Source organism: Exilispira thermophila (genome assembly GCF_055389015.1).
In genome coordinates, this window is sequence record NZ_AP042476.1 from 2,482,385 (window position 1) to 2,506,042 (window position 23,658).

The window sequence follows — 23,658 nt, forward strand, 5'->3', positions numbered from 1 at the left end:
TTAATAATGTTTTTTTATTTATAGGGGTTGACATTTTAAGAAATAGCGTTAAATTGTTCACGTATTGATAATTATCAATATATAAAAATAAGGAGGTACATATGGCTAATAAATTACCTGAAAAATTTGCTTACTGGCATGGTATTGATAGGACAAAAATTCCATGGTTTCCTGAAATAGATGAAGAAAAATGTATTGGGTGTAAGCTATGTTTTGTAACATGTGGAAGACAGGTGTTTGATTTTGATACTGCAAAAAACAAAGCAGTTGTAGCAAGGAAATATCAATGTCTTGTTGGATGTACAACATGTGCTGCAATTTGTCCTGCAAGTGCAATAAAATTTCCAGATAAAGAGATAGTACATAAAATTGAAAAAGAGGAAAAAGTTCTTGTAAAAATTCAACAAAAAGCAAAAGCTAAAATTGCAAAAATGGATTTTGAAAAACAAAGAAAAAACATACTTGATAAGCTAGCTACTTCTAAAACAAAAATAGCATATGAAATTACAGGACATATTTTTGAAAAAAATCTTATTCCAAAGATTAAAAATGAAATTAGTGATTGTAAAGTTGATCTTTCTGAAATATCTATGGAAATACCCTCTTTAAAAGGTTGCTGGGACATGGAAGCACCTTCTTTGTTAAAGTTTAATCTGGTTTCAACTGAAATGGAAGATATATCTGAGTGTGCTAGGAAAGTTGAGAAAATAATTGAAGATTCTAAATGCGTTATAATCTCAAAAAAATCTTAATAAAAAGTTTATGTTTTATTAAATAAAAAAACCTTTTTATGAGAACAAAAATTCTTGACTATAATTTAATTCTTTATATTTTTTTTGGGCTTAAATATTGATACTTATAGATATATTAAATATAGAAACATATAATCTGGAGAAAAGTAATGACTAAAAAGGCAAATATTATTAAAAACTTTATACCATCATGGTTCGCTCAGATTATGGGTACAGGTATTTTAGCATTAATAGCATTTTCCTATTCATCAAAATTTGGATTTTTAAAACCAATTAGTATTTTCCTACACTATTTTAATGTAACAATTTTTTTTATACTTCTTATTCCCTGGATTCTCAGGTGGCTGCTGTATTATAAAAATGCAGTAGCTGATTTAAAAAATCCAGTGATTGGAAATTTCTACCCTACAATATCAGCTGGAATGTTAGTTATTTCTATGGATTTTTTAGTAATTAGTAACAATTTTTTAATAGGAGTTTATTTCTGGTTTATAGGAGTTCTTGTAACAATAATTTTTGCATTTATGATTCCTTATATTACTTTCACACATTCTGGTATTGAAATTCACCATATAAATCCTGGATGGTTTATTCCTCCTGTAGCTTTGATAGTAATTCCAATTCCTGGTGGAATTATTATACCTCATTTTAGTGGTATTTTAAAAGATATGATTATATTTATAAATTATTTTAGTTTTGGTTCCGGGTTCTTCCTTTTTCTAGCATTATCTGCAATATCTTTATACCGATTTATACTTCATCATCCTCTACCAGATGTTTTAGCTCCGACAATATGGATAAATTTAGGTCCTATTGGAGCAGGTACAACTGCAATAATTAATTTAACAAAAACATGTTGTATTTTAGGTGATAAAAATCCTCTCTTTTTCTTTGCTGCAATGTTCTGGGGATTGGGGATTTTCTGGGTGATAATGTCTATTATAATGACTCTTCATTATATAAGAAAATTAAAATTTCCATATACAATGGCATGGTGGGCTTTAACATTTCCATTGGGGGCATACACAGCAGCTACTCATAATATAGCAATAATTTTTAATAATAAATTTATTGATTATATCGGGATAACATTATTTATTTTATTAATATTCTTCTGGTTAATAACTTTTACTAAAACTTTATTAAGAACATTAAGTGGTCACCTTTTCATGGACAAATGATTACTAAAAAAATATAAGGGGTTAATGTGCAAAAATATAAAGTATTGGTTTTAAAAGATAAATTAAATCAAGATGTTGCAATTTCTATTCAGGATAACCATATATACAAATATAGTGCAAAAGTTGGGGAATCAATAGTAGGTATGAATGCAGCATCTGTATTATTGTCATCATTTGGAACATGTTTAATGACTAATATAAATAACTTTTCCAATAAAATGGATGTTAAGATAGAAGTTGTAAATGAAAATTTTTTCTTCAAAAACAAGAGAAGTTGAAACAGAAATTGACAAATACTTAGACAATGTGGACAAAGCTTCTTTAATTTTTAAACTGGCTATTAAAGATTATGTTGATGAGAAATTTGATGATTTTGAAAAAAGATATACTGAAATAGCTGAAGTTGAAAAAAAATCAGATGAAATTAGAAGGGATATCAAACATAAGTTATACACATATATGTTAATTCCTGAATCAAGAGGTGATGTTTTAGGTTTAATTGAAACTATTGATAATGTGATTGATGTTGCTAAAAAAGTTATAAGTCATTTTTCAATAGAAAGACCAATTATTTTACCATTTTTAAAACAGGATTTTTTAGATTTAACAGAAGCTTCAGTTAATGCAGTTAATGAACTTGTTAAAGGGACAAGGGCTTTTTTTAATGAATTACACCTGGTAAATGACTACATCAATAAAATTCATTTCTGGGAACATGAAGCTGATAAATATGAAGAAAAGTTAAAAAGAAAAGCTTTTTCAACTGATGAATTAAAAGAATTCAGTAGAAAAGTACATATGAGATATTTTGCTGAAAGAATCTCTTTACTTGCAGATGAAGCTGAAAGTGTTTCTGAAAGATTATCAGTATATGCAATTAAAAGGTCAATTTAATTATTTTATTTTTATTAATGGCTTTTAATTGTTATAAGCTTTCTTTATTATGTTAAAGAAATAATCAAAACTTTATAACAAACTTATAATTTGGAGTATATAAATGTTTATAACACTGTTTTTTTTATCAAGTGGTTTATTTTTAGGCTGGTCATTAGGAGCTAATGATGCTGCAAATGTATGGGGTACTGCTGTAGGTACAAGAATGGTAAAATTTTCAAAAGCAGCATTAGTAGCATCCATTTTTATAATTATTGGTGCAGTTTATAGTGGAGCAGGAGCATCACATACTCTTGGGAAATTAGGATCAATTGCATCAATTGCTGGAGCTTTTACAGTTGCTTTAGCAGCTGCTATTTCAGTGTACTGGATGACAAAACTTGCTTTACCAGTATCAACAACTCAAGCAATTGTAGGTGCAATAATAGGCTGGAATATTTTTACAAAAACTAGTATTAACATGGAAGCTTTAACAAAAATATTGGGCACATGGGTTTTTTCACCAATATTATCAGCGTTTTTTGCTATAATTTTTTATTTTTTAGTAAAAGCTTTATTGTATAAAAGAAAAATTCATTTAATCAGATTGGATGGATATACACGAATTGCACTAATTCTTGTAGGTGCTTTTGGTTCATATAGTTTAGGAGCCAACAACATTGCAAATGTTATGGGAGTTTTTGTACAATCTTCTCCTTTCAAAGATATAACTATTGGAAATTTTATGAATTTTTCAGGAGTTCAACAACTTTTTCTTTTAGGGGGATTGGCAATTGCAGTTGGTGTTTATACCTATTCAAAAAAGGTTATGATGACTGTTGGGACTGATATTTATCATCTATCACCAGTTGCTGCATTAATTGTAGTTCTTGCAAGTTCAACAGTTTTATTTTTATTTGCTTCACAGGGGCTTAAAAATTTTCTTGTTGGACATGGGTTACCATCATTTCCTCTTGTTCCAGTATCAAGTTCTCAAGCTGTAGTCGGTGGTGTACTTGGAATTGGAATTGCTAAAGGTGGACGAAATGTAAATTTTAAAATATTAGGAAGAATTGCAATGGGTTGGATAGCAACTCCTCTAATTGCTGCTGTTGTTTCGTTTGTTTTCTTATTTTTTGTTCAAAATGTTTTTATGCAAAATGTAATTTAAAATTTGTATGGGTTTAAATATACTATTTAATATAATAGGGTGCCCTTAAAAGAAGAGGGTCACCCTATTTTTTATATATTACAATATTTTTGTTATTTTTTATTATCCTGATACATATGAGATTTGTCAATGAAAACAACTTCTTCACAATTATCAAGTTCTCCAAGATTTTCTTCAATATCCTCTTTAATTGTTTCATAAAATTCATTATCTTTATCAATATTTAGAAACACTTCAACTTTTTTATTTTTTCCATAAGCAAGGATTTTAAATTCACTAACAATATTAGAACTTAAAACATCTTTTTCTAAAGGTGGATAAATAACTCTTGAAAGTTTCTTTTTTACATTTTCTTCTGAAACAATGTTTACAATCTCTTTACCTTCTTTTTTAGCTTCATATAATTCTATTGCTTTTAATAATGTTGAAACAGCTAAAACTGAACAGTGAATTTTAACTGCTGGTAAGCCATCAAGCTCTTTTGCTGCTTCCTGCCAGTTGATATTTTTTGCTTCATTTAAAGTTTTTCCTTTAGCAATTTCTGTAACAATTGATGCTGTTGCGATATTTGAAGCACAACCATAACTTTGAAATTTTATATCTTTAATTTTATCTTCATCGATTTTAAGATACATTGTTACCTGATCTCCACATGCAGGGGACCCTTCTGTTGCAACAATATCAGCATCATCAATTTTACCAGCATTTTTAGGATTCATAAAATAGTCTATAACTTTTTGTGAATATTGTATTTTTTTCATCTAACCATCCTTTTATTAAAATATTTATTTTTTTTAATAAATATTTAATTTTTTAATGATAATCAATATTATATTATAATTACAACTTTTTTCTTTTATGTATTATAACTCTTTATTGTATTAATAAATAATCATTATTTTAAAATTTATTTAGATCTCAAACTTTCAGGTGTTAATGTAGATTGGTCTCTTAATTTTTGAATAATTTCAGGTAATACTTCCATTAGATTATCGATATCTTTTTTTTCATTAAATCTTGATAAAGTAAATCTAATTGCACCATGAGATTCAACATGGTTTCTACCCATAGCTTTAAGAGCGTAATCTGATTGGAGGTTTTTAGATGCACAAGCAGATGCAGTTGAGACTGTGATTCCTGAAAAATCTAAAAACATCATTATTGCTTCACCTTCTACATATTCAAATGTGAAATTAACATGGTAAGGGGATCTTTTTCCTTCGCTCCATGGCCCATTTAGTATAACAGCTGGAATTTCTTTTGTAATCCTATCATATAGGTATTGTGATAATTCTTTTACCTTATTGTAATTTTTATCAAAATCAGTATATGCAAGTTCTGCAGCTTTTTTCATCCCCATAATACCAGGTATATTGGGACCACCAGGACAAAGATCAGAATAATAATCAGATCCACCATATATTTTTTCAAGTTTTGTTCCAGATTTTATATATAAAAATCCAACACCTTTTGGACCGTGAAATTTGTGACCTGAAGCAGATAAAAGATCACATCCAAGGTCTTTAACATCAATTTTTAATTTTCCATAAGCTTCTGCAGCATCAAGAAAAAGGTAAATCTTGTATTTATGATTTTGTAGAATTTCACTTATTTGTTTTGAGGGCTGAATACAACCTGCCATATGGTTAACATAGGTAGTAGCAACAAGAAAAGTTTTATCGTTTATAAGTGATTTTAAATGATTCAGATCTAAAAACCCCTCTTTATCAACATTAACAGTTGAAATTTTAAACCCTTCTTTTTCAAGAATTTTTGAAATAGACATTATTGCAGGATGTTCAGCAGAACCAATAATTATATGATTTCTTCCATCTTTGTTTTTAATAAATTTAGCTAATCCCTGCATAGCAATGTTATTTGCTTCTGTTCCACTATGTGTAAATAAAATTTCTGTTGATTTTGCATTTATAGTTTTACCAATATATTCAGCAGCATTTTCAATATCTTCAGCAATTGATGTTCCTTTACTAACAAAAGAAGCTGGAATATAAAATTCCTTTGTCATGTATTTTATAACTTCATCATAAACTTCTTTTGGTACAAAAGACGTTCTACAATTATCAAAATATAACATAATTAGATCCTTTCATAATTAATTTTAAACACATTATTTTGTAGTTGTATATATAAAAAAACTGTTGTGAACCCATGTTCATATAAAAGATTCTTTATATATATTATATTATATTATTAATATAATAAAAGAAGGTAAGATATACAAATGGAATTAGTTGCTTTTAAAAACAAATATTAAATTATAATAAATATATATTTTAAAATATTACAAATTATGTTATAATTATAATATAAAGAAAAAACAATCATGATATAAATAAAAGTGTGTAAAAGACAGAATAAGGTTGCTTAAAGCAAATAAATAAAAAATATTGCCTCCCGATGAAAAAATATGTATAAAAAAAACAAATCATCAGGAGGCAAAAAAAATGAACAATTTAGGTAAAGAATTAGTGAAATTTTTAGAAAGTCAAGGGGTTTTAGAAGAATTTATTAAAAATCCTGATAAAACAAAAGAATTAATGTTATCTATATTAAAATATGGATATGAAAGTTTAATGACAAATGAAATAGATACTGTATTAGGATTTAAAAAATATGATAGAGAAACAGAAAAAGAAAATTACAGAAATGGTAAAAGATACAGAGATTTAGACACGAGTCATGGAAAAATTATCAACTTAGAAGTACCAAGAGCAAGGAATGGTTTTTATCCTGCAATATTGGAAAGATATAAGAGAAGACTTGAAAATATAGATGATACAATAATAAAATTGTATGCAAAAGGATTATCTACAGCTGATATATCAGAACATATAAAAGATATATATGGGATGAAATATAGTAAAGAAACGATATCGAATATAACGGAGAAAGTAAAAAAAGATATAGAAGGATTTAAAAACAGGAAATTAGAAGAAAGTTATTATGTAATATTTATAGATGCAATGCATGTAAACATAAGGAGAGATACGGTATCCAAAGAAGCAATCTATTTTTTATTAGGAGTAAATGTAAAAGGGAAAAGAGAGATATTAGGATTTTACATAAATCCAACAGAGAGTTCAAGCTTTTACAATGAAATATTTGAAGATATAAAAACAAGAGGAGTAAAAAAAGTATTGTTGTTTGTAACAGATGGATTAAGTGGAATAGAAGAAGTAATAAGCAACAATTTCCCAAAATCAAAAATACAAAGATGTATATATCATTTAAGCAGGAACATATCAACAAGAGTAAGGGTAAGAGATAGAGGAGAAATATTATTGGATTTTAAAAAAGTCTATAGTCAAACTAGGAAAGAAGAAGCACTAGTTTATTTTGAACAATTTAAAATAAAATGGGGAAGTAAGTATAAGAAGTTAGTTAAAGATTTAGAAGAAGTATTGGATTATATGTTAACATTTTATGAATTTCCAGAGAGTATAAGGAAACAGATCTATACAACAAACTGGATAGAGAGATTAAATGAAGAAGTAAGGAAAAGAATAAAAGGGAAGAATAGTTTTCCAACAGTTGAGAAAGCTCTGAAACTATTATTTTTAATATTAAAAGATTATGAAAATAGATGGGAAGAAAGAATATTAAGGGGGTTTGGTCAGGCAAAATATGAGCTTGACTTAATGTTAAAAAAAATTTATGGTTAATGTCAATATTTTCATCGGGAGGCGAAATTAGTTATAATTCTAGAATTATAACTAATTTACACATTTTTATTGACATAACCAAAACAAAAAAATAAAATAGAAGTTATAAGAATATTAATGTAGTTATAAAGGTATTATAAAATTTTTGTAACTTTATAAGAGAAAATATTTTGAAAATAATTAAGACACCTGGTTCTATTATATTAATAATTGTTTTAGTATTAATAGTCTCATGTAACAAAAATAATTCCAGAGTAAAAAAGGAAAATTCAATAGATTTAGGTGATAAAGAAGTTCTTAATTATAAGGGTGAAAAACTTGATTCTATAAATAAATTTAGAGAGAATTCAATTAAAGGTCCTCAATATATAAATGTTGATGAGTATTCACTCATACTTAATGGACTTGTAAAAAATCCTGTTAAATTAAGTTATAATGATGTGTTGAGCTTGCAAAGTTATAAAAAACTTGTCACTCTGAATTGTGTAGAAGGATGGAGTGTCAAAATTTTATGGGAAGGGATTCTTGTTAAAGATTTATTAAAAAATGTTGAACCTGAAAATAATGCAAATACAGTCATTTTTTATGCCAAAGATGGGTATTCTACATCTTTACCATTAAAGTATATAATTGACAACAATATAATAATTGCATATAAAATGAATAATATTGTTTTACCACCAAAAAGAGGATTTCCATTTCAACTTATTGCTGAACAAAAATGGGGGTACAAATGGATAAAGTGGATTACAAGAATTGAATTATCTAACAATCCTGATTATAAAGGTTTCTGGGAAAGTAGAGGTTATTCTAATGATGCTGATTTAAATAAAATATAAAATATAAATGTAAAATTTTATTGTTGGATAAAAAATAATATTTTATTTTAAATATTTTAATTTAAAATATTGACAGTTAGTAATACTTATTTTAGAGGAAAAATGTGGTGAAAAAAGTTTTATTTGTATGTGTTCATAATTCAGCAAGGTCCCAGATGGCAGAAGCTTTTTTAAATTATTATGGTAAAAACAAATTTTTTGCTGAAAGTGCTGGGCTTGAAAAAGGAAAATTAAATCCTTATGTTGTTAAAGTAATGTATGAGATTGGAATTGATATTTCAAATAACAAAACAAAAACAGTGCAGGAGTTTCTTAAGAAAGGAAAAACTTATGATTATGTGATAACAGTCTGTGATCAAGCATCAGGGGAAAAATGTCCATATTTTCCAGGACAGGGTAAAAGGTTACATATAGAATTTGAAGATCCTTCTTCATTTAAAGGTCAAGAAGAGGAAATTTTGAATAAAACAAGGGTTGTAAGAGATCAAATAAAAGAAACTATTTTAAAATTTATAAATGGGGAACTTGAAGAAGATAAATTTGAATTAAATATTAAAAAATTATAAAGATGTTTTTGAGATATATTTATTATTAGTTACTTAAGTTATTGATAAATAAATGAGTAATATCTTGTTAATAAGCTTTCAAGTTCAGGTATGGAAATAAATCTGGATTTTCTTATAGTTTCTTTTTTATCTATAAAAACAAGTATAGTAGGGAAGTTAAAAATACTGAACTTTCCAGAAAGTTCTTTGAATCTGGTCATATCTATATATCTTTTTTCAATTTCAGGAAAATTTTCTAAAAGGTTTTCAACTTTTGGTAAAAGTGCTTTACAAACATTACATGTTGGAGTTGAAAAATAAAATAAAACAATTGTATTATTTTCAAATAATGTATCAATTTCTTCGATTCTATTAATTTGTACCAAATATTTTCCTCCATAACAGATCTTAATAAGAGTAATTATGATTTATTGCTAAAGATTAAAAAAATATAAAATATTAAAATATACACTTAATATAATAAATTTGTAATGTGTTTGACAATAACAAATAATAATTTTTTTTAATATTACTTTTAAATATTAATATTTTTAAAAGTTGTTTTATAATAAAAAAGAATTAAATTAAAACAAAAATAACAAATAAGGAATAAGTATGAATAAAAATAATTTATTTTATTTTGATATTCATGGTCATAAAAAGAATATTTTACCTTTATTTTTTAAGATAATTGCAAAAAATAAATTTCCTGAAGATATTGGATTTGATGATTTAAAAAAAACAGATGTATCTGGATTTATTGTTAATGCAGTTGGAGATTTTTCACGAATAATGAAATTTCCAATATCCCCATACAAAAATACAATTAATCAAATTAATAAGATAAAAAAACAAATTATTAATAATAATTTAAAAATTGTCTTCAATTTAAAACAGTTTATTGAAAATATAAATGAAAAAAATAAATTCTTGATTTTAGGAATAGAGGGAGCTGATTTTTTAGAGGGGGATATGAAACGACTTGATGATGTTTACAATTTAGGTGTTAGAGTAATAACTTTAATTCATTTTAACAAGAATTGTATAGGAATTCCGTGTATGGGTTTTGGAGGTAAAAAAATTGAAATAAAAAATCAAGAAGATGGTTTAACCAATTTTGGATATGATATTGTAAAATCTATGAATAAAAAAGGGATTTTAATTGATATTGCTCATGCTAATGAGAAAACAGCTCTGGATGTGTTAAGATGTTCAGAAAAACCAGTAATTTGTTCACATACGGGATCAAAAGATGTTATGAATTTTGAAAGATACATTTCTGATGAAGTTGCAAAAAATATTGCATCAAATGGTGGTTTAATAGGTTTATGGTTGTATTATTATAAAGGTAAAGGGATTAAAACAGAACAGGAGTTTCAATTACATTTAAAACATTTTAAAAATATTGTTGGAGCAAGACATCTTGCAATTGGTACAGATATTAATGCTGTTCCAGGAAATATGGAAGGATATAATAATCTTTATGATATAGATATCATACTAAAAAATCTTGAAAGAGCGGGATTTAATGATGATGAAATTGAATTGATCGCAGGAAAAAATTTTCAAAGAGTATTTACAACTATTCTAGCTTAAAATAATTTAAGTTTTAAAACAAGCATTAGGTGCTTTTTATGAGATATTTGAAAATAATAATAAATAAATTTAAAATTAAAAATCTAATTATTATTGCATCAATAATTTCTTGTTTTTTTGCAGGTTTGTCCTTAATTTCTTTAGTTTATCCATGGATTTATAGTAAATTTATTTATTCATTACAGAATCATTTAAATTATAAAAAATATCTTTATTTATATTTAATAATTGTCCCTTCATCAGTATTATTAGAATTATGTCTTGATTTGATTTATGGTAAAATCAATGTAAAAATTGATGAGAAAATAAGATATTATCTTTATAATGTTATTAAAAATGAGAAAGAAACTGATATAAAATCAAAGGGAGAAGGATACTATGAAAGGATAATGGATACAACTATATATAACATAGTAATATTGTTTACCCCTCAGGTATTTATTAGAATAATTAGTATTTTCAAATATTTTTTTATCATTTTTATACTTTTTAAATATAATCTAATAATTGGAACAATAGGTTTAATTTCATTGTTTATTTATTTTTTTAATTACATATATAATAAAAGAATATTTGAAAGAAATTATAAAAGAGTAATATCTAAAATGGTTGATTTTTATTCATTTTTTTATGAATCAATTTCAATGAACGCTCTTTTTTCAACTTTTCCATTATTTAATAAAAAAAATAATTCTTTAGCACTTAAGAAAATAAAAGATCTAAATGAGGCTTCAAGAATTCATGGATTTTTTGGAGATAATATTTATAAACTTGTTTCTAAATTTGTAATTCCAGTTTTAACTATAATACTTTTTTTTTATATGGGAAAATTATATGTATTAAATAAAATAACTATTTCTATAATAGTTTTGCTTATAGGGTATTTTTCTCAAATTAGTTCAATATTTGATGATTTTGATGAAATATCAAAATTTATTCGTCAGGCTAATGTATCATCTAAAGAGATGGTTGATATAATAGAAAATAATGAAAAAAATATTAAGCTAAAAATTGATAATGTTAGAAAAATTAAAAAATTATTTTTTATTAAATTCAATAATGTAAATTTAAAATTTAAAAATAGAGTAATTTTAGAAAAATTAAATTTTGTTCTTAAGTTAAATAAAATATATGGATTAATAGGTATGACAGGTGAGGGAAAAACAAGTTTTATTTCATTCATATTGAATAATTGTGAAAATGGAACTGGGGAAGGGTATTTTTTAAATGATAACATTAATATTTGTAAATATAATTTAAAAAATAATATATTATATATTTCTCAAGATTCATATATACTAAATGATACATTGGAAGAAAATATAAAGCTTGGAAATGAAAAAAAAGAAAAGTTAATTTTGCGAGGTTTTTATATCATATTGACCAATTTGATTATTTTATTTTAGATGAACCTTTTACCTCCCTTGATAATTTAACTAAAAATAAATTAAAAAAGTTATTAAAAACAAAAATAAAACAAAAAACTGGAATAATAATTTCTCACGATATTAAGATGCTGGAAGAATTAACAGATGTAGGTATTGTAATAGAAAAAAATAGATCATTAAATATTGGTAGTTTTAAAATATTAAAAAATAATTCAGAACTATTAAAAAAATTATTATTGTAAAATAAATTATTGGAAATAATAGTAAAAGATAATAAAAAATTATAAATAATAAAATTATTTAAAAAAAATCATTAAAATTTATAGTTTTTTTCAATTTACAAAAGTTGTTTTAAATTTAACATATATTTTATAATTTTATTTTTTCTTTATATAGCTCATATTCCAATGGAAAAGGTTCCAATGCTCTTGGTAATAAACCATTAACCCAAGCTAAAAATAGTCCATAATTGATTGCATATATCTTATTTTCTTTAAGTATATTTATTCTATTTAACATTTTCTCTCTTGTTACCATGCAACCAGCACAATTTATAACTAAAGAGTATTCTTTTAATTTTTCTTTAACTGGTAAATTTTTTGAAAATTCAAAAGTTACATCAGATCGAACTAATTGTTTAAATAATCTTGGGATTTTCACTGTGCCAATATCATCAGCCTGTTTATGGTGGCTGCAAGCTTCAAGAATTAAAATTTTGGCATTTGAAGGTGTAGCATCTAATTGTTTAATACCTTCAATAAAAAATTTCAAATCCCCCTTTTTCCTGGCAAAAAGGATAGAAAAGCTTGTTAACATTTGATTTTCAGGTATATCTGCAGCTACTTTTGAAAAAGCCTGACTATCAGTTATAACAAGTTTTGGTTTTATTTTGAGATTATCATAAAAGTATTTTAATTCTTTTTCTTTGACTATTAATGCAGCGCAATCTTTATCAAGAAGATCTCTTATTGTTTCTACCTGAGGTAAAATTAATCTACCTTTTGGAGCTGCAAGGTCAATTGGAGTTACAAGTAATACCAGGTCATTTTCATTTACAAGTCCTTCTACAGGTGTTATTTCAATTTTTCTGGATTGAAGAAGATTTATAATCTCTTTTTTTACCTCCTCTATCCCTTTTTCTGAAATATTATCTACAAGAATAATTTTTTCAGCTAGATATTTGTTTTTTAATATATTTATTTTCTCATTATCTATTTTTTTATCTGCGAAAGTCAGAACAAATATTTTCGGCTTTTTACTTTCTGATATTTTTATTAATAAATCTATTTCTTTTTCAGTTAAGGGGTTGTTTGCTTTAGTTACAAATATTATAATATTTGAATTATTTATTCTATTTAAAGTTTTTTTTACTCTTTTTTCTCCTATACTCTCTTGATCATCATCAAATCCTGCTGTATCAATAAATGCAACAGGTCCTATGGGGATCAATTCATAACTTTTTGTAACAGGATCAGTTGTGGTTCCTTTTACATCGCTAACAATTGATACCTGTCTTTTGAATATATTGTTCATTAGAGAAGATTTTCCAGAGTTTCTAATACCAATAATTGCAATATGTGGTTGTTCTGCTAATGGTGTATTGGTAATCATAAAATCCTCTTTCTTTTTTTATTAGTCTTTATTAAACAATTTAAAGTTCTTTTAAAAATCCTGTTAAAAAATATGGTTCAAAAATCCTGTTGATCTTTTCTTCATTTAATTCAGTGTTTTTTAATAGTATTTCTTTCAATTCACTAAATGATTTTATTTCTTTATCTTTAATCAAAGTATAAATTTCTTTTACTTTATTATATCCAAGGAAGGGGACAAGAGAGTTAATCAAAGCAAATGAATTAACAAAATTTTTTTCAATAATCTTATGATTAATAGTTATTTTATTTAAAAATTTATCAATAAAAGAATCAATTGCTTTGCATAAATTTGACTTTATATTGAAAAAACTTTCAATAATAAATGGTAAAAATGGATTTAATTGAAGATTACCATTTTGACAATATAGAAGAATTTTATTTGTCTCACCAATTGTATCAATGCATAACCCTTTTACAAATTCTAAGATTACAGGATTTGTTTTTGCAGCCATAATAGAAGAACCATATTGTAATTCTGGATGTTTAATTTCATTTAAAAATGATGATGTGTAAATAAGAAAGTCATTTGAAATTTTTATAAGAGTATTAGCGATTATTTGAAATCCATTTGAAACTTCAACATATTTGTCCTGATTGGAAATTTCATCTATAAGATTTTGACTTCTTGATAAGGGCAATCCTGTTTCTTTTCTTAAAATTTTTTCAACTTCAAAAATGTATTCCCTTGGTGCAAAAAAACAGGTCCCAATTGCTGTTCCTCCTAATGCGATTGTTCTAACTCTCTCCTTAAGCTTATTTGTTCTCCATCTATCTCTTTGAATGGCAGATGCATACCCTCCAAAAATTTGACCAAGTCGTATAGGCAATGCATCCTGCATTTGAGTTCTTCCAGTTATCAAAATATTTGAAAATTCTTCCTCTTTTGTAACAAAAATTTCCTGTAATTTAATAATTTTATTCTCTATTGTATTTAGATAGTAATATAACATAGCTGTTAGTGCAGTTGGAATTAAATCATTTGTTGATTGGAAAAGATTTATATCCTCTATTGGATCAAGTAAAATTTCTTTTTTATATTTCAACAAATATTTTTCTTTAGCAATATTGGATATAATCTCATTAAAGAACATATTTATGCTTGTTCCTGCCCCTCCCTGTTTTAAAGGAATAGAAAATAAATTATTGTGTTTTCCTTCAATAATCTCATCAATTGTTTCTAAAATTATTAAATAAATGTTTTTTTCCCATTTCTGGATAACATTTTGAATAGCGATAATTGCAGATTTTTTTACCATTGCAAAATATTTTATATAATCATAGGGTAATAGTCCTGTACCAAAATTATTTATAGCTGCAATTGATTGTTGTCCTAAATATTTATAGGTTTTGTTTTTCATTTCATTATTTTCCATAACTTTATCCAGAAAAAAATTCTTATATAAATTTATTTTTATTTTTTTTTGAAATAGAATCTCCCCTTTCAAAAGAGATTGTTTTCCCAATTGGTTTAAGACTATTTTCAAGACAAAATATGCAGTTCAATCCACTTTCATCAATACAAATTTTATCCGGATATAAAAGATAATTTTTTTTATATTTTTCTTTTGTAATATTTGGCATTAAAACATTAGCACCACTTGATAAAGCCATCTCTCTTCCTTTAGGATGAATGGTTCCCATAGCTGTAGTAGCAGGTATATTTGATAGGGGGAGATTAATTCTTAAAAGTGAGATGGCATATAAACTTTTATTTAAAGCAGTTTTTTTATCATAAAATTTTGTAAAAAAATTTAAAGGAGTTTGAGGGTGGGGAATAAATGGACCTATTCCAATCATATCAAGTTCAAGTTCACGGGATAATTTTATATTTGAAAAAAATGTTTTAGAAGTCTCATCTGGCAACCCAACCATAAATCCTGAACCAATTTCATAATCTAATTTTTTCAAATTTTCAATTGCTTTCAATCTTGTATTTAAACTTATCCCATTTCTTAGTTTTTTATGCAGTTTAGGATCAGATGTTTCAAATCTTATAAGATATCTATCAGCTCCAGCAAATTTAAAACTTTTGTATTCTTCGTAGGATTTTATTCCTATACTTAATGTAATTGCAATGTCATTATCAATATTTTTAATCTTTTCAATAATTTTAATGATATCTTTTGTTTTATAGTAAGGATCTTCTCCACTTTGTAATACAAAAGTTCTAATACCTTTATTATAGCCTGCTCTTACACAATCTAAAATTTCATCTTCATTCATTCTATATCGTTTAACTTTACTATTACTTTTTCTGATTCCACAATATAAGCAATCACATTTACAGTGATTTGAAAATTCAATTAACCCTCTTAAAAAAACTTTATTTCCATAATGTTTTAAAGTTATTTTATTTGCAATATAAGAAAATTTTGTATATTTGTAATCTTTTAAAAAAGTGTTTTCAAGTTTTATCATAATTTTCTCTATTTTTTTAATTCTATAAAATGTTTTAAATATAAATATCCCTGTAACCTTCATCAATTTTTTTTAGATATTCAAAAAAGGTATTTAAAAGATTTTCATTTTTAAAAAATGGATCATTTTTAATTTCATTAATTTCTTTTTCAATTACAGGTTGGCAAAGTTTTTTAGTTTCTTCTGAGGCATAATCATAAAGCCATTCTTTAAAAGTTAAAACTGCATTTAATTTACAAAATTTTCCTTCAGTTCCAGTTCTCAATAATCTCATTATTTTATCTCCAGTTCTACCACATCTATATCCAGCAGTACAAAATGAGGTGATAATTCCCTGTTTTGCAAAAAATGTAATAACTTCTTCTAAAGACCTTGTGTCTCCTAACAAAAATTGCTGCAGTTTTTCATTTTGTTTGTTTTCATGTTTGGAATAACTACCAATCCCGATTTTAGTTGAAGCATCAGTCTGAGTAATACCCAGAGGGATAACTTCATTTCTAATATATTCAGGTTCTCTTGCTGTTATAATCATACCTGAATATGGAATTGAAAGTCTTAAAACAGCTATAAGCTTTTTAAAATCATCGTCTGATACTTTATATTTGCTATGTTTAGATATTTCTGATCCTGCTGCTGGCATTAACCTTGGAAAAGAAACAGTATGTGGCCCAATGTTAAATTTTTTTTCTAAATCCAATGCATGGTAAAGCAAACCCATTACATCAAATTTCCAATCATAAATACCAAACAAAGCACCTACAGCAACATCATCGATTCCAGCATCCATTGCTCTATGTAATGCATAAAGTCTCCATCTGTAATTTGCTTTAATACCTGAAGGATGCATTTTTTTGTATGTATTTTTATGATAGGTTTCTTGAAAAACCTGATATGTTCCAATACCAGCTTCTTTCATTTTAACAAGATCTTCAATTGAAAGAGGGGCACTGTTAATATTTACCCTTCTAATTGTGTTATACCCTTTTATTTCATTATCTTTTCCGCTTTCTACCTTTTTTGGTTGAAAAGTTTCAGATATTCTGGAATAATTATTTAAATTATTAGATTTTGTATTAATTCCTAGATGTTTATTAACCTTTTTATTGTGTTGTGAAGCAGGAATTTTAACTGAATATACTGCATTTATTGTATCAACAATATAGTCAATATTAGATTCAGGATGTTCCCCATAAACGAGGATCAACCTTTTATGTCCTGCATTAATTAAAGCAGCAGTTTCCTTTTTAACCTCATCAATTGATAACTTTTTTCTAATTTCTTTTTTATTGTCAATTCTGAAACCACAATATTTACAGTTATTTACACAATAATTACTACAATAAAGTGGTGCAAAAGTAACAATTCTATTATCATAAACTTTTTTCTTAACTAAAGTTGCAGTATGGAAAATTTCTTCCCAGTATTCAGGATTTTTTACATTTAATAAAAAAGCTGTTTCATCTGGAGCTAAAGTTTTTATTTCCAGGGATTTTTGTAGAATATGTTTAAGCTTTTGATAATCATCACCATTTTCTTTCTCCAGATAATAAAATATCTCTTCTTCATTAATAAAATCTTTTCCATTGTCTAAATATTTGTTAATTTGAGATTCAATTATTGGATTAAAAAAAGTTGTTTTCATAAACTCCCCTTTTTTTTATTAGTTTTTATAATTAAATTTTAGAAATATAATAGTGCATGTTTACTGTTAAAAATAAAACTTTACTTAGTTAAAGTACTTTTAACAGTAATTCCAGGGAGTTTTCCAATTTTTCCAGTTAGTGCACCCAAACTATCTGTTGAACCTTCAACAATTAAAGAAATTACCTGTATGGATTTTTCTTTTAAAGGCAAACCCATTCTTCCTCTAATTATATCTGAGTATTCAGACAAAATGGAATTTAGTTTTGGTATAAAAGATTTATTTTTCACAAGAATAGCAACTACGCCAATTCTCTTTTCCATCAGAAAAACTCCTCTGGATAAGTAAGTAGATAGACCTTAAAGCGGAAGTTCCACTTTTTCAGTCGTGAAATATATGACACAAAAAAATATATTGTCAAGTAATTGTTAAATATTTATTGATATGCTTTTTAAAATTGTTTAGATATATAAATGGTTTTTAATAATAGTATATTTTTTTTAGCTGTTAATTTTATTTAAATAATGATTTATAATAAATGAAATTATAAATTAAAAGAAGACAAATAAATTTTAAAAAAATTATTGCTGTTATTTGTTAATTTTTTAATATTGTTTTATTCCTATTTATTTTTTATAATTTGATTTTTAATTAAAAACTTTTTCAATTAAAGTTGTTATAGAATATTTATTGAAATCATGGAGTCTAATTTTTTTTCCAAAAGGACAAACTTTTAAACACACTCCACAATCTGTTCCAATTTTTCTCCAGAAAGTATAACATTTTTCCTGATTTACATTCCATTTGTAAGTTTTGTCTTTTGAAGAATCTTCTGATTCAATAATTTGAGGATCATCAGCAGGTATAGCTCTTCCAGGACAGCTTTTCGCACATAATCCACACAATTTGCAAAATTCAATTATTGGATAATCCAATGGTTTGTCCTCAACAAGTTCTAAATCTGTAGTTACCGCACTGAGTCTTACAGCAGGGCCAAAATTATCAGTAATTAACATTCCACTTCTACCAATTACACCAATTCCAGCTTCTCTGGCAACTAATGGTAAAATCATTAAATAATTTGCATCAGTGTGAGCTTTAGCTTCATAACCAAGTTCATTTATAAAATAAGCCATCCATATAGCTGGGAAACCAACTTTTGCATAAGTTGTAGCACTTTCAAAAACTTCTTCAAATTTTGGAGCTTTTTGAATATTAACTCTATTCATATGTTTTGCAAAAACAATTGCATATTTATGTTTTAGAGTAACTTTTTTACCATAAACTTCAGGGTGTCTTCCCTGATAAGAATAATAAAAGTACTCTTTTGTTTTTGTAATACCAACAAGGTCAATTCCCATACTTTTAGCATAATTTTTAATTTTTAAAGTAATCTCGTATTTATCAAATTTAATTTTTTCACTTTCTTTTAATTTAATCCCTTTTTTGTATGAAAATTGTTTTAAATCAGATAAAAATTTAAAACTTGCATCAACAAGTTTTGAACCAATTGGATCATAAGTTGGTGTTTGTGGAGAACAGATTTGAGGCATTGCTCTAATTTTATCATCAATCTCTTTTTTATCAGGATTTCTTTTATAGTAATCTTCATAAATTTTTGTTCCAGATAAATAGGTTGCTCTTGCAAACATTGTGTCTCTTTCATCATATTTTCTCATTAATTTTATCCTGTTTTAAATATAATTAAATTTTTCATAGTGTATATAAAAGTAAAAGTTACATCTTATATAATTAATATATTTAAATCATATTTTTAGTATAATAAAAAAATGAGAAAAGTATATAATTAGATTTTATAAAATGACATAAGAATTATTAATAAATAAATTTTTATTAGAATCATTCTTGTAAAAACATAATGTATAAATCTAATTTGAAAGATTATTTTTCCTTTTTTAAAAACTTGTTTACATAAAAGAAAAGTGCAATGATTGATATAATAAACCTTACAAAGAAATAAGAAGCAAAGACAGTTTCCCCAAATGGGGCTAATATGCACCACCATAAAGGAACTTCAGATAGTAAATATGCTGTTATTAAAGCCCAGGGATTCTTTTTAATTGAATAAGAATAAGCAAAAGCAGCTCCAAAAAATAAAATATCCCAGATATTCCAGTAATTTGAAATTAAAGGTAAGTTATAATTTATTGTAAACAAAAATGTTGAAGCTATTATTCCAATAAGTTTGTTTTTTTTACTAAATAATTCATAAGTTATAGAATGATAAAAAAAAGCAATCATTATGCTAACAAATCCCCAATGAATTAAAGCATAAAATGGTAAACAAAAATGCCACTTATTAACAAATGAAGGTTTAGCGTCAATATAAATCTTTGTTGTACCTGTTGTAATGATAATAATTACAGGAATCAAATTTCCAATAACTAATAATGTTAATATATGTATTAAACTATTAAAATAAGAAGATAATTGATTAAATTTGAAAGGATTACCATAAAAAATAGATGATATTGTAAACATTAATATAAATACAATTATCGTCATTAGTAATTTTAGTAATAAGTTAATATCTGGAAAGAATTGTATATAAGCAATTGCAATAAGATAGTTTATACAGGTGAATGTAAGAAAGTAAACTATATGATTTAATTTTGAAAGTTTTAAAATCATATAAAATCTTCTTTTTTGTTTTGTTAAGATACAGGATATTTATTTTTTAAGTGTAGTAAATTGATTATTATTTCCATTTTCTTAAATAAATGTTTTAATAAGTTTTTTTAAATTAAACCATATAATTAAAACTTAACTGTGCTATATAAATTCTCTTAAATAAAAGTAAAAAGTCAATATCTATTTTTATTGATGTTAGATTAAATAAGATTCAATGATTTTATAAAAATTTCAAAGCAAAAAAGGAGACAATAAAAAAGATATTTCATATCTATAAAATTAAATTTGTCCTTATACCCTTACGCATTAGTTTAAGTTTATATCTGTAGTAAATTATTAAACATAAAGTATAAATTTTATATCTTTACTGGAAAAAGGATATACTTCCAGTATAAAATTTTGATAAAAAGGGATAGTATGCTAAACAATATAATATATTTGCATTAGAAACAAAAAATGGTAACAGTTTATTAGTTAATATGGATACTGTAAATTTAATTTAAAATAAAAAAGGAGAAGAAGATTATATGGCAATAAAAAAAGAATACATATTGTTTACCCTTTATAGAGTTTTTTACACTCAAAATTTTATTTTACCTGTAAAAATAACATGGTTTTTACTATACTCAATGTCTTTAAGTGAAATATCAATATTAAAAGTTATATTTTCATTTTCTATAATGATTTTTGAAATACCAACAGGAATTTTAGCTGATTTAATAAGTAAAAAAATATCTATGATTCTGGGAACAATTTTGTTTTCAATCCATGCAATATTTTATATTATATATCCTTCATTTATAGGATTTGCTATTACTCAAATTTTATTAGCTTTATCAGGAGCTTTTATTTCAGGAGCTGATACTGCATATTTGCATACCTTTATTAAAGAAAAAACTAATGATAAATATTTAGTAGTTTATGGAAAAATCGAATTTATAAAAAAAATTACATCTGCTATTATTGCAATTTTTTGTTCTTATTTATATGTAATAAATTCGCGAATTGTATTTATTGGAACTTCCTTGTTAGGGTTACTATCTTTAGTATCAGTTCTTTTATTACCAGGGGATTATCATAAAAAAGAAAATAGAAATTTTAATGAACTGATAAAAGAATACATTGTAATTCCACAAAAAGCGATTAGAGTAATTTTAAATAATAAAACTCTGACTTACTTAATTCTTAGTACTTCAATTATTTTTAGTTTTTTAATTTTCAATTTTGAAATGTATCAGGTAAAATTTAAACTTATGGGGATTTCAACTAAATATTTTGGGTTAATTTATGCAAGTTTTATGTTAATAATGGGTATTGGTGGAAAATATGCAAATTTACTGGTTGAATCCTTAAGTTATAAATATACTTATTTAGGAATTGGTATTCTTATAATTATAAGCTTTATATTTTTTGGTACTTCAAATAATATTCTATTAATTTTTACAGCAATAATATTTCAACAGTTTGCTTTTGGTAGCTGGGGAGTAATTTTTAACAAAATATTACTCGATAATTGTCCTGAAAATCAAATAAAAAGTACTATTGGTTCTTTAAATAGTTTTAGCTTAAATTTAGTTAAAATGATTTTAATAATGTTTCTTGGATATTTTTCAGATCTTTTTTTATTAAAAAATACCTATTATTTAATGTCTTTCTTTTTATTCATTTTATTTGGAACTAGTGTATATTTCTTAAAGTTTAAAAAAGTTGTCCCGGATAATGCTTTTTAAAAAAGAATATGCATTCAATAAAAATCAATAATAGAAAAGATGAGTTTATAAATTTAATAAATAAACATATAAAAAGAATCTTAAGCTTCTTATTTAAATATAATTTAAAACCCAATTATAATATCCTTCCATATATCTTCTAATTCTTCTCTCTTTCTTATTAAAATTATTTTATCTTTATCGATAAGGATTTCAGCAGGTTTTGGAATATTATTATAATTGGATGCCATACTAAAACCATAAGCTCCTGCATTATCAATTATACAGAGGTCGCCAGATTCAACTTCACCAATTTCTCTCTCATAAGGATAGATATCAGAATTTTCACATATTTGACCGGTAATAAAATATTCTTTTAAGTTTTTAATATCCTGTAATCCAATTATTTTATCCAGTTCTTTTTGTGTGGTAGGATCTTTTGAAATATTATTGTTTAATTTATGCAAATCTGAAGAATAAATTATTTTATTGTCTTTAGATTGAAAATAGAATCTATGATAAGCTTTATAAAGTGAAGGTCTTAACAATGTATTCATTCCAGAATCTATCCCTATATAATTTTTATAGCTTTTTTTTATATGATTAATTTTACTTAATATGATTGAAGTATTTCCAACTATATATCTTCCTGGTTCAATTACTAGAGCTGGATTTCCAAGATTATATTTTCTAATATTTTCATTAAAAACTTCTTTGATATGAAAAAATGTTTTATCAAGATCAAGCTCTTTTTCATCATTTTTATAAGGTATTCCAAATCCACCACCTATATTTATAAATTCAAGTTTTATCCCAAGTTTTGATAAAGCTTCACCTGCAATCATTGTCAATTTTTGTGTTATTTCTGCAAAATAGTAAGGTTCTAAATTGTTGGAACCGGTCATCATATGAATTCCAAATTTTTTTATCCCTTTCTCTAAAGCTAATTTGTAAGCTTCATAAGTTTTTTCATATGGGATACCAAATTTTGCATCAGCACCTGCTGTAACAATACCTTCAAATCCACCTCTACCAATACCCGGGTTTATTCTAAAAGAGATAATATCTGGTTTTTTAATTTTTAAAACTTCATTAAGCCTTGTATAATCATCTAAATTTAAAATAATTCCAGAGTCTAAAGCATATTTAAAATCCTCTATACTTTCATAGTTTCCTGTATATGTAGATTTTGAAAGGTTAAATCCTGTTTTTTTAGCAATATATAATTCTCCCTTAGTTCCACAATCTGCAAATAATCCTTCCTGTTTAATAATTTCAAGCAGATAAGGATTACTATTTGCTTTTATTGGATATTGAATTCTATAATTATTAAAGTATTTTGAAATTGCATTTTTTAAATTTCTTATGTTTTCTATGAGTTTTTGTTTTGAATATACATAAACAGGAGTACCAGTTTTTTCTATTAGTGATATTTCAACTTCTTCAATAAAAAATTTGTTATTTTTGATTTTTAACATGTTTAACCCCTTAAAATTGTTTCAATCTAATTGTTTAAATTATATTAAGTTTTTATCTATTTAGAGTTTCATCCATTTT

22 protein-coding genes are annotated in these 23,658 nt (G+C 25.1%); 11 read left to right on the plus strand and 11 right to left on the minus strand.

What is annotated here, in order from left to right:
- Positions 1–101: 101 nt before the first annotated feature.
- The 5 genes from ACZ5EC_RS10530 (at position 102) to ACZ5EC_RS10550 (ending at position 3,977) form a co-directional block, all read left to right on the plus strand.
- Positions 102–752, plus strand: coding sequence for a 4Fe-4S dicluster domain-containing protein (locus ACZ5EC_RS10530; RefSeq protein ID WP_464302441.1), 651 nt, complete (start codon positions 102–104; stop codon positions 750–752).
- Positions 753–901: 149 nt separating this feature from the next.
- Positions 902–1,933: a TDT family transporter gene (locus ACZ5EC_RS10535; protein WP_464302442.1), complete on the plus strand. Its 1,032-nt coding sequence runs from the start codon at positions 902–904 to the stop codon at positions 1,931–1,933.
- Positions 1,934–1,959: 26 nt separating this feature from the next.
- Positions 1,960–2,211, plus strand: a complete 252-nt coding sequence (locus ACZ5EC_RS10540; RefSeq protein WP_464302443.1) for a hypothetical protein — start codon at positions 1,960–1,962, stop codon at positions 2,209–2,211.
- Positions 2,177–2,827, plus strand: a complete 651-nt coding sequence (locus tag ACZ5EC_RS10545) for a DUF47 domain-containing protein (RefSeq protein ID WP_464302444.1) — start codon at positions 2,177–2,179, stop codon at positions 2,825–2,827. The genes ACZ5EC_RS10540 and ACZ5EC_RS10545 overlap by 35 nt, the downstream gene beginning before the upstream one ends.
- Positions 2,828–2,930: 103 nt before the next feature.
- On the plus strand, positions 2,931–3,977 hold the full coding sequence (locus ACZ5EC_RS10550) for an inorganic phosphate transporter (protein WP_464302445.1): 1,047 nt from the start codon (positions 2,931–2,933) through the stop codon (positions 3,975–3,977).
- A 92-nt stretch (positions 3,978–4,069) separates the two neighbouring features.
- On the opposite strand, the gene ACZ5EC_RS10555 is transcribed toward ACZ5EC_RS10550, so the two are convergent.
- Both ACZ5EC_RS10555 and ACZ5EC_RS10560 read right to left on the minus strand, forming a co-directional pair.
- Positions 4,070–4,738 (minus strand): iron-sulfur cluster assembly scaffold protein, encoded by a 669-nt coding sequence (locus tag ACZ5EC_RS10555; protein ID WP_464302446.1) that lies wholly within the window; start codon positions 4,736–4,738, stop codon positions 4,070–4,072.
- 146 nt (positions 4,739–4,884) lie between these two features.
- The gene (locus ACZ5EC_RS10560; RefSeq protein ID WP_464302447.1) at positions 4,885–6,072 is read right to left on the minus strand and encodes a cysteine desulfurase family protein; all 1,188 of its coding nucleotides are present in this window, start codon (positions 6,070–6,072) and stop codon (positions 4,885–4,887) included.
- A 370-nt stretch (positions 6,073–6,442) separates the two neighbouring features.
- Between ACZ5EC_RS10560 and ACZ5EC_RS10565 the strand changes: the two genes are divergently transcribed.
- The 3 genes from ACZ5EC_RS10565 (at position 6,443) to ACZ5EC_RS10575 (ending at position 9,065) form a co-directional block, all read left to right on the plus strand.
- Positions 6,443–7,660, plus strand: coding sequence for an IS256 family transposase (locus tag ACZ5EC_RS10565; protein WP_464302448.1), 1,218 nt, complete (start codon positions 6,443–6,445; stop codon positions 7,658–7,660).
- A 170-nt stretch (positions 7,661–7,830) separates the two neighbouring features.
- Positions 7,831–8,499 (plus strand): molybdopterin-dependent oxidoreductase, encoded by a 669-nt coding sequence (locus ACZ5EC_RS10570; protein WP_464302449.1) that lies wholly within the window; start codon positions 7,831–7,833, stop codon positions 8,497–8,499.
- A 107-nt stretch (positions 8,500–8,606) separates the two neighbouring features.
- A complete protein-coding gene (locus ACZ5EC_RS10575) occupies positions 8,607–9,065 on the plus strand; it encodes an arsenate reductase ArsC (RefSeq protein WP_464302450.1) in 459 nt (152 codons plus the stop codon).
- 38 nt (positions 9,066–9,103) lie between these two features.
- On the opposite strand, the gene ACZ5EC_RS10580 is transcribed toward ACZ5EC_RS10575, so the two are convergent.
- Positions 9,104–9,430 carry a thioredoxin family protein gene (locus ACZ5EC_RS10580; RefSeq protein ID WP_464302451.1) on the minus strand — a complete coding sequence of 109 codons (327 nt, stop codon included), beginning with the start codon at positions 9,428–9,430 and terminating at the stop codon, positions 9,104–9,106.
- 229 nt (positions 9,431–9,659) lie between these two features.
- Between ACZ5EC_RS10580 and ACZ5EC_RS10585 the strand changes: the two genes are divergently transcribed.
- Entirely contained in the window at positions 9,660–10,640 is a 981-nt protein-coding gene (locus ACZ5EC_RS10585; RefSeq protein WP_464302452.1) for a dipeptidase, read from the plus strand.
- Positions 10,641–10,678: 38 nt separating this feature from the next.
- Positions 10,679–12,046 (plus strand): ATP-binding cassette domain-containing protein, encoded by a 1,368-nt coding sequence (locus ACZ5EC_RS10590; protein WP_464302453.1) that lies wholly within the window; start codon positions 10,679–10,681, stop codon positions 12,044–12,046.
- A gap of 351 nt (positions 12,047–12,397) precedes the next feature.
- Here ACZ5EC_RS10590 and hydF read toward each other — a convergent pair whose 3' ends face one another.
- From hydF to ACZ5EC_RS10625, 7 genes are all read right to left on the minus strand, one after another.
- The gene (hydF, locus tag ACZ5EC_RS10595) at positions 12,398–13,639 is read right to left on the minus strand and encodes a [FeFe] hydrogenase H-cluster maturation GTPase HydF (RefSeq protein ID WP_464302454.1); all 1,242 of its coding nucleotides are present in this window, start codon (positions 13,637–13,639) and stop codon (positions 12,398–12,400) included.
- Positions 13,640–13,679: 40 nt separating this feature from the next.
- The gene (locus ACZ5EC_RS10600; protein WP_464302455.1) at positions 13,680–15,053 is read right to left on the minus strand and encodes a lyase family protein; all 1,374 of its coding nucleotides are present in this window, start codon (positions 15,051–15,053) and stop codon (positions 13,680–13,682) included.
- Between the two features lie 22 nt (positions 15,054–15,075).
- Positions 15,076–16,098 carry a [FeFe] hydrogenase H-cluster radical SAM maturase HydE gene (gene hydE / locus ACZ5EC_RS10605; RefSeq protein WP_464302456.1) on the minus strand — a complete coding sequence of 341 codons (1,023 nt, stop codon included), beginning with the start codon at positions 16,096–16,098 and terminating at the stop codon, positions 15,076–15,078.
- Positions 16,099–16,132: 34 nt separating this feature from the next.
- Complete coding sequence (hydG, locus tag ACZ5EC_RS10610; protein WP_464302457.1) at positions 16,133–17,740, minus strand: [FeFe] hydrogenase H-cluster radical SAM maturase HydG; 1,608 nt, start codon at positions 17,738–17,740, stop codon at positions 16,133–16,135.
- Between the two features lie 80 nt (positions 17,741–17,820).
- Positions 17,821–18,063: a TM1266 family iron-only hydrogenase system putative regulator gene (locus ACZ5EC_RS10615; protein ID WP_464302458.1), complete on the minus strand. Its 243-nt coding sequence runs from the start codon at positions 18,061–18,063 to the stop codon at positions 17,821–17,823.
- Positions 18,064–18,387: 324 nt separating this feature from the next.
- The gene (locus tag ACZ5EC_RS10620; protein WP_464302459.1) at positions 18,388–19,419 is read right to left on the minus strand and encodes a 4Fe-4S double cluster binding domain-containing protein; all 1,032 of its coding nucleotides are present in this window, start codon (positions 19,417–19,419) and stop codon (positions 18,388–18,390) included.
- Between the two features lie 223 nt (positions 19,420–19,642).
- Positions 19,643–20,392, minus strand: a complete 750-nt coding sequence (locus ACZ5EC_RS10625) for a hypothetical protein (RefSeq protein WP_464302460.1) — start codon at positions 20,390–20,392, stop codon at positions 19,643–19,645.
- A 527-nt stretch (positions 20,393–20,919) separates the two neighbouring features.
- Here ACZ5EC_RS10625 and ACZ5EC_RS10630 point away from each other — a divergent pair.
- Positions 20,920–22,122, plus strand: a complete 1,203-nt coding sequence (locus ACZ5EC_RS10630) for an MFS transporter (RefSeq protein ID WP_464302461.1) — start codon at positions 20,920–20,922, stop codon at positions 22,120–22,122.
- A gap of 104 nt (positions 22,123–22,226) precedes the next feature.
- Here the strand turns inward: ACZ5EC_RS10630 and ACZ5EC_RS10635 are convergent, their stop codons facing one another.
- Positions 22,227–23,579, minus strand: coding sequence for a diaminopimelate decarboxylase family protein (locus ACZ5EC_RS10635; RefSeq protein ID WP_464302462.1), 1,353 nt, complete (start codon positions 23,577–23,579; stop codon positions 22,227–22,229).
- Positions 23,580–23,658: the final 79 nt, after the last annotated feature.

Coding starts and splice junctions, on each gene's coding strand:
- ACZ5EC_RS10535 (WP_464302442.1), top strand. CDS start 902: ATGACTAAAAAGGCAAATATTATTAAAAACTTTATACCATCATGGTTC.
- ACZ5EC_RS10630 (WP_464302461.1), top strand. CDS start 20,920: ATGGCAATAAAAAAAGAATACATATTGTTTACCCTTTATAGAGTTTTT.
- hydE (WP_464302456.1), bottom strand. CDS start 16,098: ATGATAAAACTTGAAAACACTTTTTTAAAAGATTACAAATATACAAAA.
- ACZ5EC_RS10635 (WP_464302462.1), bottom strand. CDS start 23,579: ATGTTAAAAATCAAAAATAACAAATTTTTTATTGAAGAAGTTGAAATA.
- ACZ5EC_RS10560 (WP_464302447.1), bottom strand. CDS start 6,072: ATGTTATATTTTGATAATTGTAGAACGTCTTTTGTACCAAAAGAAGTT.
- ACZ5EC_RS10615 (WP_464302458.1), bottom strand. CDS start 18,063: ATGGAAAAGAGAATTGGCGTAGTTGCTATTCTTGTGAAAAATAAATCT.
- ACZ5EC_RS10550 (WP_464302445.1), top strand. CDS start 2,931: ATGTTTATAACACTGTTTTTTTTATCAAGTGGTTTATTTTTAGGCTGG.
- ACZ5EC_RS10625 (WP_464302460.1), bottom strand. CDS start 20,392: ATGATTTTAAAACTTTCAAAATTAAATCATATAGTTTACTTTCTTACA.
- ACZ5EC_RS10590 (WP_464302453.1), top strand. CDS start 10,679: ATGAGATATTTGAAAATAATAATAAATAAATTTAAAATTAAAAATCTA.
- ACZ5EC_RS10545 (WP_464302444.1), top strand. CDS start 2,177: ATGAAAATTTTTTCTTCAAAAACAAGAGAAGTTGAAACAGAAATTGAC.
- hydG (WP_464302457.1), bottom strand. CDS start 17,740: ATGAAAACAACTTTTTTTAATCCAATAATTGAATCTCAAATTAACAAA.
- ACZ5EC_RS10585 (WP_464302452.1), top strand. CDS start 9,660: ATGAATAAAAATAATTTATTTTATTTTGATATTCATGGTCATAAAAAG.
- ACZ5EC_RS10620 (WP_464302459.1), bottom strand. CDS start 19,419: ATGAGAAAATATGATGAAAGAGACACAATGTTTGCAAGAGCAACCTAT.
- ACZ5EC_RS10555 (WP_464302446.1), bottom strand. CDS start 4,738: ATGAAAAAAATACAATATTCACAAAAAGTTATAGACTATTTTATGAAT.
- ACZ5EC_RS10565 (WP_464302448.1), top strand. CDS start 6,443: ATGAACAATTTAGGTAAAGAATTAGTGAAATTTTTAGAAAGTCAAGGG.
- hydF (WP_464302454.1), bottom strand. CDS start 13,639: ATGATTACCAATACACCATTAGCAGAACAACCACATATTGCAATTATT.
- ACZ5EC_RS10530 (WP_464302441.1), top strand. CDS start 102: ATGGCTAATAAATTACCTGAAAAATTTGCTTACTGGCATGGTATTGAT.
- ACZ5EC_RS10600 (WP_464302455.1), bottom strand. CDS start 15,053: ATGGAAAATAATGAAATGAAAAACAAAACCTATAAATATTTAGGACAA.